Consider the following 12,178-nt stretch of genomic DNA (forward strand, 5'->3'; position numbering starts at 1 on the left):
ACTGCACCTTCGCGAACATGAGTGTTCGCGTGGTTCCTGCCCAGTCACCACCCAGTACGGCGGGGGCCGCGACGCCGGTGCAGGTTCTCGATATCGCGGCGGCGGTTCTCGCCAGGGACCCGGCCGCCTCCCTCGGGCAGATCGCCGCTGCCGCGCGGATCGGCCGGACGACACTGCACAAGCAGTTCCCGACCCGGCACGACCTCCTGGTGGGCGTCGCGTCGCGGGCGCTCGACATCAGCGAATCGGTGATCGCCGCCGCCCCGGCCGACCCTGATCCGCTCCGCCGGATGGTCGTCGATCTTCTCCCGTTCGGCGCCTATCTGACGTTGCTGACGGCGCAACCCGAGGTCTTCGCCGATGAGGCCGTCACGGCCCGGACCGACGCACTGACCGCGCCGATCGCAGCGATCGTGGCCGGCGCCGGGATCGTTCGTCCGGGCGTGCCCGACTGGTGGCTCGTCCGGTCCCTGCACGCGCTGTTGTTCACCGCCTGGGATCTGCTCCAAGCCGGCTGGCTCGCCCCTCGGGACGCGCCCGAGCTGGTCCTGTCGACGTTCACCGGAGGAGTGCTGACGCCATGACCGACACTTCCGCGCTCGATGCGTTCTGGTCCCGGTCGGGGCAGGACGAGCCGTACCCGATCTACGAGCGGCTCCGCGCCGGCGGACCGATCATCGAGTCCGGTCAGGAGTGGGTCAGCACCGATTACGCCGTCTGCAACGCGATTCTCCGCGACCGGCGGTTCGGCGTCCGTCCGGCGGGCGATCCGGGACCGACCTCGGAGGACACCTCGGGCAACACCCTGGACCTCGGTTTCCTCGAGCGCGAACCACCAGATCACACCCGGCTGCGGCGACTGGCCGCGCCGGCGTTCCGGCCGAAGATGATGGCCGGGTACGCCGAACGGATCGCGGACTTCACCCGCGACCTGATCACCGGCATCGAACGCCGCGCCGCGGCCGAACCTGACCGTCCCTTCGACCTGATCGCCGACTTCGCCGCGCCACTGCCGATCGGCGTCATCACGACCCTGATGGGCATCCCGGACGCGGACGTCGATCGGCTGTCCCAGCACGGCACCGTGGTCGGTTCGGCCTTGTCGGGCATCGAAACCCCGGCTGAGGCCGCCGCACTGGCAGCGGCGAACGCCGAACTCTACGAACTGTTCAGCGAGCTCATCCCGCTGAAGAAGGCGCACCCGGGCGACGACGTGATCAGCTACCTGGTCGCCGCGGCACCTGACGGCATCACGCCGTACGAGCTACACACGACCGCGCGGCTGCTGCTGATCGCGGGGTTCGAGACGACCGTCAACCTGATCGGCAACGGCGTCGCCACCCTGCTCGAACACCCGGCGCAATGGGAGCTGCTCCGGACCGAGCCGGAACGCGCGGGCGCTGCCGTCGAAGAGGTCCTGCGCTATGCGCCGCCGGTCCAGAACACGAGCCGCTTCGCGCACGAGCCGGTATCGATCGCCGGCGTCGACCTCCCCGCGGACAGCTGGATCATGTTGCTCCTAGGTGCCGCCAACCGAGACCCCGAGATCTTCAGCGACCCCGCCGTCTTCGACATCACCCGCCCCCGTCAGGCCGAACACCTGGCCTTCTCGAGCGGCATCCACTACTGCCTGGGCGCCCCGCTGGCCCGGCTGGAGGCCCAGATCGCTTTCGCTGAAATCGCCACCAGACTCCCGAAACTACGCCGCCCCGCCGACACCCCGACCTGGCGAGAATCCCGAGTCATCCGCGGCTACGCCACCCTGCCCCTCCTGATCGACTAGAGCGGTCCCAGCACCTCCGGTACGGCGGCGTTCAGCTCGAGGCCTTCGAGCACGGTGAGCAACTGCTTCTCCTCATACCGGAAGTGGTTCTCCATGATCGCCGCCACCCCTTCGAGATGCCGATCCAGCTCATCGGGCGCAGCCGATCGGTCGACCGCGTCCCGCAATCCTCCGAGCAGGTGCTCGATCATCGAGTGGTCTTGGGTGAGCGCTCGCAGGACCGGCGCGAGTTGCGGATGCGCGGCCTCGATCGCCGGGAACAGCGCGCGGTCCTCGCCCTGGTGATGCCCGTCGAGGGCAGCGCAGAAGCCGTGGCAGTACAGCAGCAGGTCACGACTCGCATGCTCGCTCGGCATCCCGTCACGGACCGCCTGCCGGGTGACCTCCAAGGCTTCCCGGATCCGGGTGTGCACCCGGCGAAGCTCGGTGCTCCAGGCAATGATCCTGGTCGTCTCGGCGTCGGTCATTCCCGCCATTCTAAGCAAGCGATAAATGGCTGGCCGGTACGGCGGTCGGGTTGCTACGGTTCCGGAGTCCGTGACATGAGCTTTGGAGGTGGGACCCATGACCGCAGTAGCGCAGTGGGCTCTCCCTCTCGTGGTCACGGGCGGGCGATTGACATAGGTGTCGCCGGGAGCGCCCCGAGAACTTCGGCACTCCCGAAAGGAAACACCTATGAACTCTTTGCTTCTCACGATCTCCCGCGTCGCCGAGAACCAGTGGCATGCGGTCGAGAACGATCTGGTCGTCGGCCGCGGACATGCGTCCCGCCGGCTCGACGGCCGGACCTTCCTCAGCATCGACACGTGGGACGAGGCCGTCTTCGACCGGCTCGCCGCCGCGATGCTGACCGACCACCCATCGCCTCTGTACACGGTGGTCGACGAGACCGACCGTGAACTGACAACCGCCTGGGAACGCGCCGGGTTCACGACCTGGCGCCGCGAGCGCGAGTTCGTCGTACCCACTGCCGGAATCACCCCGGCACCGCTACCACCAGGTGTCGTCATCACCGCGGCCGACAAAGAACCCCTCCGCGAACTCGACCATGCGCTCCGCGCCGAGATCGACTGGTCGACGATGCCGGCCGAAGTCCTGCCTTGGCAGGGCGGAACCACCCCGATCGACCCGTCGACGTACACGATCGCCCAACGCAACGGCCAGTACGTCGGCCTCCTCCGCCTAGCCACGGCGACCCGCCAACCGCGCATCGGTCTGATCGCGGTCCGAGCCGGCGAGCGGCGTACCGGGATCGGCCGCGCCCTGCTCACCCACGCGCTCCACCACCTCGGCGCCGAAACGGTCGTGGCCGAGGTCAACGAAACGAACGCGGCCGCCCTGGCCCTGTTCGAAAGCCTCGGCGCCCGCCACACCAACAGCAACCTCGAACTCGTCCACGGGAAGGCCTGATATGCCCAGGAAAGCAGGCGCCATCGAGCTCGACGGCATCGTCATCGAGTCGCTGCGCAACGCGAACTTCCGCGTCGAACTCACCAACGGCCACCAGGTGCTGGCCCACATCAGCGGCAAGATCCGCAAGAACTACATCAAGATCATTCCCGAGGACCGTGTCCTGGTGGAGCTCAGCCCCTACGACCTCACCCGCGGCCGGATCATCTTCCGCTACCGCAACTGACCGCACAGTTGCACAATGACCCCAGGTGCTGTCGGCACCGATCGTCGGCGCCGACAGCCTGGCCAGGGGGTGGCAACGATGGAAAACCAGACCGAACAGAACAAGGCCCTGATCCGGCGCTTCGTCGAGGAAGTCCAGAACGGCAAGGACTTCGACGCCTACGACGAACTCAACGCCCCGGACTTCGTCAATCTCAGCAGCCCGCCAGGCGTCCCACCGGACCGCGACAGCGGCAAGGTGTTCCTGCAGGCCTTCGCCGAGGCCTACCCCGATGCCACCTTCACCATCGACGACATGATCGCCGAAGGTGACCAGGTGGTGACCAAGAAGACCATGTCCGGCACCAACACCGGCGACTTCGGCGGCGTCCCGGCCACCGGCAAACACGTGACCGTCCAGTACGTCGACATCATGACCGTCCGCGACGGCCAGATCATCCAGCACTGGAACGTCCTCGACCAGCTCAGCTGGCTGACCCAACTGGGCGTGATCCCGGCCCCGACCGGCAACTGACCGCACACGACTCCCTACGCGATCAAGACTAGAACATATGTTCGATGATCGGCTAATCTGAAAATATGCTTGGTCGGTTCACAGTGCGCCCCGCAGACGACGGATCCGAAGGATTCGGCGTCTGGGACGGCGCGGTCAACGGTTGGCGCGCGAGTGGTCTCGGCACGGAGGTGGAGGCGCAACGAATGGCCTCCGACCTGGAGGTGCAGTACGACACGCACGGCCCGCGCCCGGCCGACGCCGTACGGCGGGTTGATCCGGCGCAGGCCGTGCAGCGCGCGAAGTGGTCTCCAGGTGAGCTGGACGTGTGGATCCGGCACAACGGCGAGTGGCTCGGCCGGTTCTGCGACGAGACCGGTCAGGTCACCTGGATCCCCGGCACCGACCTACGGCCGCTGTGAGGGCCCCTTGGAGAGGTAGATGGTGACGAGGGAGCCTCGGGTGGCGCCGGAGTCGGTTCGGGGGTCGGTGTAGGCGACCTTGCCGGTGGCTACTGGGGAGGCGACCAGTTTGTTGGCGATGGTGACGTCGAAGCCGGCCTTGCGGAGGAGGTTGGCGGCTTCGGCGCGGTCGAGGCCGGTGACGTCGGGGAGGCCTTTGCGGTCGCCGTTGACGATCTTCTTGGACGGCTCGACGAAGCGCTGCAGCGGGAGGCCCTTGAGTGCACCTTGCATGGCGGTTTCCCAGAGGGGGCCTGCGGTGCCGGAGCCGGTGGGGTCGGAGATGTCGCGGCCGTCCAGGGTGTGGCCGTACATGAGGTTTGTGTAGGGCAGGTTGGCGTCGGCGACGACTGCCGCGGCGGCTAGGTTCGGGGCGTAGCCGGCGAACCAGACTGCCTTGTTCTCCTGGATGGTTCCGGTCTTGCCGGCCAGGTCCCAGTTGCCGAACTTCAGCCGGCCGCCGGTGCCGCCCGGCTCCATCACTGCGCTGAGGACCTTGTTCACGCCGTCGGCGACGCCTGCTTTGAGTGCCTGGTAGCACTGGACCTTCGGGGTGCGGATCGGCCGGTTGGCCTTGTCGCGGAGCGAAGTGACGACCAGCGGGCGGCAGTACTTGCCGCGGGCCGCAAAGGTCGCGTAGGCGTTCGACATCTGCAGCGGGGTCACGTAGCCGACGCCGAGTGTCATCGAGATGACCTGGTCGAGCGGCTGCAGGGTCTGCGCGTTGTACATGCCGAGCCGGGATGCGACCCGGGCGATCTGGCAGAGGCCGACCCGTTGCGAGAGCTGCAGGAAGTAGGTGTTGGTCGAGTAGCGGGCCGCTTCGACCATGGTCAGGTTGCCGCTGCGGGTCGAGTTCTGCGGGGTGTAGTCGGGGTCCCGGGTGAAGCCGGTGCAGGTGCGGAACTTCTTGTTGCTCAGGTTGATCTGCTGCGGTGAGTTGATCCGGTAGTCCAGCGGTACGCCGGCCTGGATCGCGGCCGCGATGGTGAACGCCTTCATCGTCGAGCCGTTCTGGAATCCGCCGTACCCACCGGCGTAGGACTTCTCGACGTTGTAGTTGTAGTTCGTGTGGTTGCGGCCGTTGCCGTACGGCTTGCTCTGCACCATCGCCTTCACCAGCCCGGTTCCCGGCTGGACGATCGTGATCGCCGCGACCGCGGTGTCGGTGGGCTTGGCGTGCGCGGTGATGGAGGCCTGCGCGGCCGCCTGGGTACGCGGATCGAGGCTGGTCCGGATGGTCAGGCCGCCGGTCTTCAGCAGGTGCTCACGGGCCTTGCCCGTCCGCCCGAGCGCGGGATTCGCGAGCAGCTGAGCGACGGCGTACTCGCAGTAGAAGGGGTAGCGCGAGTTGGCGCAGCCGTTCGGCACCGGGCGCACCTTGGCGCGGTCGATGACCGGCGACCGCAGGGCGAGGTTCGCCTGGTGCACCGAGATCACCTTGAGCTCGAGCATCCGCCGGAGCACCACATCGCGGCGCGCCTTGGCCCGGGCCAGGTTGTTGGTCGGGTCGTAGCCGGTCGGGTTCTTCACCAGGCCGGCCAGCAGCGCGGCCTGCGGCAGGGTGAGCTTGTCCGCCGTGGTCTGGAAGTAGTGCTGGGAAGCGACCTGTACGCCGTACGTCCCGTCACCGAAGTTGACCAGGTTCAGGTACCGCTCGAGGATCTCGTTCTTGGTCAGCCGGCTCTCGAGAGCGATCGCGTAGCGCAGCTCGGTCAGCTTGCGCTCGTACGAGACCTCGGTCGCCTTCTGCCGCTCGGCCAGAGTCCGGGCCTTCTCGATCAGGCTGAGCTTCACGTACTGCTGGGTGATACTCGACCCGCCCTGCTGGACCTCACCGCTGCCGTGGTTGCGGATCATCGCCCGCACGGTGCCCTTCGGGTCCAGCGCGCCGTGCTCGTAGAACCGGGAGTCCTCGATCGCGATGATCGCGGTCTTCATGATCGGCGCGATCTGGTTCAGCCGGATCGGGACCCGGTTCTGCTCGAACAGGGTCGCGATGATCGAACCGTCCGCGGCCAGCATCCGGCTGCGGACGGCGACCGGCTCGACCTCGAGCTCACGCGGCAGGTCCTGAACGGTCTTCACGACCTGCTCGCTGCTGATCCCGGCGAAGCCGGCCAGCGGAATCGCCAGCCCCGCCGCGAGCGCACCGGAAAGCACGCTGACCCCGATGAACGTAATCAACGCCCGTGCTTTGTTTGGAGCGCCTTCCCCGCCGCGCATGCCGCACAGCTTAGACCTGGTTGGTACCGCCCGACGACAGGCCGTGACTGATTGCCTCGATCAACCGTGGCCGCAGCTCGGCCGCACTGATCACCGCGTCCACCGAACCGACGTCGCGCGCACGCTGGATGCTGTGCACCTTGTCGAACCCGGTCGCCACCTCGGTGAGCTTCTCGGCCCGTACGGCGGTTCGCACCTCCGCGAGCTCGGTCGCCAGCTCGGCGCGCTCCCCCGCACTCGCCGCAGCGACCTGCTCGGCCAGTGCCGCGACCCGCGGGTCGGCCGCCGTCCGGGCGTCGACCTCGGCCGAGAACACCACGGCCGCGGCTGGTGCACCACCGAGCACGGACGCGAACGAACCCTCGACCGCGAGCACGGTCATCGACGGGTTGAGCTGCTTGGAGAACACCACGAACGCACCACCGTGGTACCGCGAGACCACGCAGAACACGATCGGTCCCTGGAAGTTCACGATCGCGCGGCCGATCTCGGCGCCGTACTCGAGTTGCAGGTTGCGCATCGAGTCCGGCGAGCCGTCGAACCCGGACAGGTTCGCCAGTACGACGAGGGGCCGGTTGCCACTGGCCGTGTTGATCGCCCGGGCTGTCTTCTTCGACGACTTCGGGAACAGCGTGCCGGCGGTGTACGTGTCGGGGCCGTCGGCCGGCGGGAATCCGCGCCGCGGCACCGACTTGGACTCGATCCCGACCAGGCAGACCGGGTAACCGCCCAGCCGCGCGTCCTGAACCACCGAGGTGTCGGCGTCGGCCATCCCGGCCCAGCGCTCCAGCACCGGGTGGTCCTGGTCGCTGACCGCCCGCATCAGCGTGCGGATGTCGAACGCCTTCTTGCGGTCCGGGTTGGTCTCGGCGGAGAAGATCTCGCCGACGGTCTTGAAGTCGCTGCCCTCGACGATATGCGGGTACGGCGTCACGTCCCGATCGATCGGGTCGGTCGTCTCCGCACGACGCGGACCGGATTCGCCAGGAGCGACGTACGTGTGGTCGTAATGCGACATCAGCACGTCGCGGGCCGCCTTCAGGTCCGGCGCCCAGTACTGCGCCTGACCGTTCGGGCCCATCACGCGGTCGTAGCCGCCGATCCCGAAGTTGTCCTCGGCCGAGACGCTGCCGGAGAAGTCCAGAGTCTGCTTCCCGGTCAGCACCATTGCGCTGTCCGGCGTCATCACCAGGATGCCCTTGGTGTGCATCAGCATGGTCGCCTCGGCGTTCCAGTACGGCTGCGCACCGACGTTGATCCCGGCCACGACGATGTTGATCTCGCCACCGGCCTGGGTGAACTCGACGATCCGCTTCAGCGCCTTCGCGACCCAGTCCATGTTCTCGGTCCCGGAGTCCATCGAGATCCGGGCACCGGCGGACAGCGAGTACCACTCGACCGGGATCTGCAGCCGCTCGGCCAGATCGATGGCCGCGATGATCCGCGAGCACTCGGGCTCGGCAACCGCACCGAGCGCCTTGGTCGGGTCGCCACTCAGCGCGACCCGGGTGATGCCCTCGGGGTAGCGAGCGGTCGGCGTGGTGACCACACCGAGGATGACGCCGGCCTTGTTGAGGCCCTTGGGGCGCTCGACCGGGACCAGCGCACCGGTGTCGTCCAGGTCGTGCTCGACGAACGAGCCGCCCGGGCCCGTGACGATGCCACTGACCTCGTACGGGTAGATCGTGTTGCGGCGCCGCGAGCGCTGGACCTTCTGCGCGTAGTCGTCGAGCGGCATCAGCCCGGTGGTCGGCGGCTGCTCGATGGACGTGACGACACCGGCACCCGGCTGGGCGTAGAACCGGGCCGCGACCGGGTAGGCGACGCCGTCCGGTCCCTCGACGCGGCCCTGGATCAGGACCTCCTCGATCCCGGCACCGGCCGTCATCGGGGCGATCTTGCTCTTCAGTGTGGTGACCTCGTCGACCTGTGCGTCGACGACCGGCCAGATGTGGATCCACACGTGGTTCATGTCCAGCTTGGCCCCGGCCGCACCGCGCGCGGTCCGGGCCCGGCGGATCGCCTCAAGGCAGTTGGCGATCGCCCGCTCGGCGTGCGGCAGCGAGGTGACGTTGCCGTTCTCGTCGCGAACCACAGCGAACTGACGGACCTGAGCCAGGGCGACGAGCCGCTGGTCGGCCGCGTTGTCCCGAGCAACGCAGTAGTAGAGCAGTACGTCGTCCGGGCTCTCCAGACGGGTGATCCGGAAGTCGCGCAGGCGCCACAGGTTCAGCCGGCGACCGACCATCGGGTGCACGCCACGGACGTTGTCGTCCTCGATCACCGAGCCGTCAGCCGGGCGGTAGGTGAAGTACGAGACCGGGCGACCGCCCCCAGGCGCGACCGCGACGGAGATCCGGCGGGCGCGCTGAGCGATCGGCAAGTCGGCCACCATCTGGCGGTACAGATCGGACGCGTCCTGCTGAACCTCAGGCAGGTCGGAACCGAACAGGTAGAGCTCGACCACCGCTTCGTGACCGGCCGGACTGGCATCCAGCCGCGCGGTCAGCGCTTGGGAGAGCCCACTGGCCGGGTCGGCCAGCTCAGCCGTCGTACCGACTGTGGTGACCAGGTGCGTCGGCCGATCGTCGATCGTGTAGTCGGCGGTCGCGAACGGCCGCCCGTCGACCGTGACCTCGTTGACGTCGTGCAGCTCGTACTCGCGGTAGTGACGGCGAATGAGGATCTCGAGCATCGGCTCGCGATCACTCCAGCCGTCCTCCACCCGCTGGGCCAGGAACTGAACGATCGGCTCCGGGATCGCGGCCAGCGCGTCGAGCCGCTCCTGGCGATCCGTGGCGTCGGGGTTGGCGGCCAGCTCGGCGACCTCGTCACCGACGCCTGCGATCACCGAGGCTCGGTCCGCGTCCACCAGCGGCTGGTCGAACCAGCGGAACCGCACACTGCGGGCCAGGTCGCCGATGATCGGGAAGCGCAGCTGCGTGGCCAGCACCAGCCGGTCCAGCAGGTCGTGCACGGCCTCGTCCAGCGGGGCCTCCGGCCGCGGCTCGTCGATCCAGCGCTCCAGCACCGACGTGACCAGCAGGATGTCCGGCGTGGACCGCTGCTGGGCGAGGAAGATCCGGAACACGGCCTCCTCGATCTCAGTACTGCGCTCCAGGTCCTTCACACCGTAGTGAGCCAGCACCCGGGTGAGCCGCGTCTGGAACTCGCCCGGCAGACCACCACGCTCGGGGTCGAGACTCTGCAGGTAGGTGTGGAAGTGCTCACGCGGGCTGTGCACCCGGTTCTCGGTGCTGATCTCCTCACCGGCCGGCCGGTTGCGGCTCAGCTCGGCGAAGTCCGCGAACACCTGCATCAGGTCGATCTCGGCACGCACCGGCGGCTGCGGCAACTGCGTCCGGGACAACAGGTAGCCGGCCAGCATGCCGCCTTCGTCGCGCGGGTCGATGTCGAACCCGAGCAGCATGCTGCGCAGATCCTCCAGCGCCCGCCCGAACCGCTGCTCGGGCGTGCGTTCACCGATGCCGTTCGGCAGGTCGAGCCGTACGCCGCTCTGCGCGGGCGCGGCCGCCGCACCGTCGGTCTCGTCAGCGACCGGCTCCAGCCGGAGCAGCGGCGCACCGGTCTCCACCTGGCTGCCCGTGGAGACCTGCAGCTCCTTCACCGTGGCCTTGAACGGCGCGTAGAGCACCGTCTCCATCTTCATGCTCTCCAGCACCAGAACCGGCGCACCGGCCTCTACCTCGGCACCGGTCTGCACCGGCGTCGCAACCACGAGCGCGGGCGCAGGAGAACGCAGTACGCCGCCCTCGTCCCGGCTGACGCGGTGCGTCACACCGTCGACCTCGATCAGGTGCACCGGGCCGTGGGTCGCTGTGACGAGCCGGAAACGCTGCCGACCGACGGTGAGCCGCCCGCTGTGACCGTCCAACCGCTCGAGATCGGCGTCGACCACCTTGAACGGGTCACTACCGGAGCCGACGCCCACCCGGAAGCGAGTCGCGCCGATCCGCGCGACAGTCACCCGGTACGTCGCTCCGCGCAGCTTCAGGTCGATCGCGCGACCGACCTCGTGCTGCACCTGCGGCCGGCCGCCGTGCGCGGTCTCCAGCAACCGGGCCCGCTCGACCTTCTCGGCGTCCTGATAGCCCTCGATCCCAGCGGCGACCAGTGCGATCGCCGAGTGCTTGTGCGAAACCAGCCGGCCCTCACCGCGCACCCGGTCGATCCAGCCGGTGTCGGCGCTGCCGTCGATCACCTCGGGCTGGTCGAGCAACTCCAGGATGAAGCTCTTGTTGGTCGCGCCACCCTCGATCAGCACAGTGGTCGCGGTGACCGCGCGGCGCAGGCGAGCCAGCGCCTCCTCGCGAGTCCGGCCGTAGCCGATGATCTTGGCGATCATCGAGTCGAAGTCGGCCGGGATGCTGTCCCCTGCGCTCACACCGGTGTCGACGCGGATACCCGGACCAGCCGGCAGATCCAGTACGGCGATGCGCCCCGGTGACGGAGCGAAGTCGCGGTCCGGGTCCTCGGCGTTCAACCGGGCCTCGACCGCGTGCCCGAGCTCGGCGGGCTTCAGGCCCTCCAACAGGCCGCCGTTCGCAACGTGCAACTGGGCCTTGACCAGGTCGAACCCGGTCGTCAGCTCGGTGATCGGGTGCTCGACCTGGAGGCGGGTGTTCACCTCGAGGAACGCGAAACTCTTCTCCCCCGGGTGGTACAGGAACTCGACCGTGGCCGCGCCCCGGTAACCGACCGCGAGGGCGAGCCGCTCGGCCGAGGCCTTGAGGTCCTCGACCTGACCGGCCGAGAGCAGCGGTGAGGCGGACTCCTCGATCACCTTCTGGTTGCGGCGCTGCACCGAGCAGTCGCGCACACCGAGCGCCCACGCGGTGCCCTGGCCGTCCGCGATGACCTGCACCTCGACATGCCGGGCGCCGGTGACCAGGCGCTCCAGGAAGACGATGCCGCTACCGAAGGCGCGAGCCGCCTCCTCACTGGTCCGGGCATACGCGTCCGACAGCTCGTCGGCCGAGCGGACCACGCGGATCCCGCGCCCACCGCCACCGGCCGTTGCCTTGAGCATCAACGGGTAGCCGATCGTCTCGGCCGCGGTCAGCGCCGCCTCGAGCGACTCGACCGGCCCGCGACTCCACGGAGCGACCGGTACGCCGACCTCCTCCGCGATCAGCTTGGAACCGATCTTGTCGCCCAGCTTGCGCATCGCCTCGGGCGACGGCCCGATGAAGGTGACTCCGATCCGCTCGCACAGCTCGGCGAATGCCGGGTCCTCGGCGACGAACCCCCAGCCGACCCAAGCGGCATCCGCACCGCTCTCGCGCAGCGCACGCTCCAGCACCACCAGGTCCAGGTACGGCCGCGCCGACGCCGGCCCCAGCGGGTACGTCCGATCCGCCTCGCGCACGAAGGTCGCCGTACGCTCGCCGTCCGTGAACAAGGCCACCGTCTCGATCGGCTCGCCACCCTCGGCGTTGACCTCCCGGACCGCGTTGATGAGCCGCATCGCGGCCTCGCCTCGGTTCACCACTGCGATACGCTTGAACATCGACCGCCTCCCTGTCGCACCACAAACGTGTAACGGCCCGGCCCTTGTGG

At 68.5% G+C, this 12,178-nt stretch carries 9 protein-coding genes; 6 read left to right on the forward strand and 3 right to left on the reverse strand.

Features of this window, described 5'->3' with window-relative positions:
• Positions 1-17 precede the first annotated feature (17 nt).
• Positions 18-584 (forward strand): TetR/AcrR family transcriptional regulator, encoded by a 567-nt coding sequence (locus ABD231_RS05310; RefSeq protein WP_344145835.1) that lies wholly within the window; start codon positions 18-20, stop codon positions 582-584.
• A complete protein-coding gene (locus ABD231_RS05315) occupies positions 581-1,783 on the forward strand; it encodes a cytochrome P450 (protein ID WP_344145838.1) in 1,203 nt (400 codons plus the stop codon). The genes ABD231_RS05310 and ABD231_RS05315 overlap by 4 nt, the downstream gene beginning before the upstream one ends.
• Here ABD231_RS05315 and ABD231_RS05320 read toward each other — a convergent pair.
• The gene (locus ABD231_RS05320; RefSeq protein ID WP_344145841.1) at positions 1,780-2,250 is read right to left on the reverse strand and encodes a hemerythrin domain-containing protein; all 471 of its coding nucleotides are present in this window, start codon (positions 2,248-2,250) and stop codon (positions 1,780-1,782) included. The genes ABD231_RS05315 and ABD231_RS05320 overlap by 4 nt on opposite strands.
• Before the next feature lie 208 nt (positions 2,251-2,458).
• Between ABD231_RS05320 and ABD231_RS05325 the strand changes: the two genes are divergently transcribed.
• The 4 genes from ABD231_RS05325 (at position 2,459) to ABD231_RS05340 (ending at position 4,333) form a co-directional block, all read left to right on the forward strand.
• On the forward strand, positions 2,459-3,193 hold the full coding sequence (locus ABD231_RS05325; RefSeq protein WP_344145844.1) for a GNAT family N-acetyltransferase: 735 nt from the start codon (positions 2,459-2,461) through the stop codon (positions 3,191-3,193).
• 1 nt (position 3,194) lies between these two features.
• On the forward strand, positions 3,195-3,419 hold the full coding sequence (gene infA / locus ABD231_RS05330; RefSeq protein ID WP_344145849.1) for a translation initiation factor IF-1: 225 nt from the start codon (positions 3,195-3,197) through the stop codon (positions 3,417-3,419).
• 78 nt (positions 3,420-3,497) lie between these two features.
• Positions 3,498-3,932, forward strand: coding sequence for an ester cyclase (locus ABD231_RS05335; RefSeq protein WP_344145852.1), 435 nt, complete (start codon positions 3,498-3,500; stop codon positions 3,930-3,932).
• A gap of 65 nt (positions 3,933-3,997) precedes the next feature.
• Positions 3,998-4,333, forward strand: coding sequence for a hypothetical protein (locus ABD231_RS05340; RefSeq protein ID WP_344145855.1), 336 nt, complete (start codon positions 3,998-4,000; stop codon positions 4,331-4,333).
• On the opposite strand, the gene ABD231_RS05345 is transcribed toward ABD231_RS05340, so the two are convergent.
• Together ABD231_RS05345 and ABD231_RS05350 are read right to left on the reverse strand one after the other, a co-directional pair.
• Positions 4,319-6,559 (reverse strand): penicillin-binding protein, encoded by a 2,241-nt coding sequence (locus ABD231_RS05345; RefSeq protein WP_344145858.1) that lies wholly within the window; start codon positions 6,557-6,559, stop codon positions 4,319-4,321. The two genes, ABD231_RS05340 and ABD231_RS05345, sit on opposite strands and share 15 nt — an antisense overlap.
• A 49-nt stretch (positions 6,560-6,608) precedes the next feature.
• Complete coding sequence (locus ABD231_RS05350) at positions 6,609-12,128, reverse strand: ATP-binding protein (protein ID WP_344145861.1); 5,520 nt, start codon at positions 12,126-12,128, stop codon at positions 6,609-6,611.
• Between the last annotated feature and the right edge of the window lie 50 nt (positions 12,129-12,178).

This window comes from Kribbella yunnanensis (assembly GCF_039529655.1).
Classification (GTDB): Bacteria; Actinomycetota; Actinomycetes; order Propionibacteriales; family Kribbellaceae; genus Kribbella; species Kribbella yunnanensis.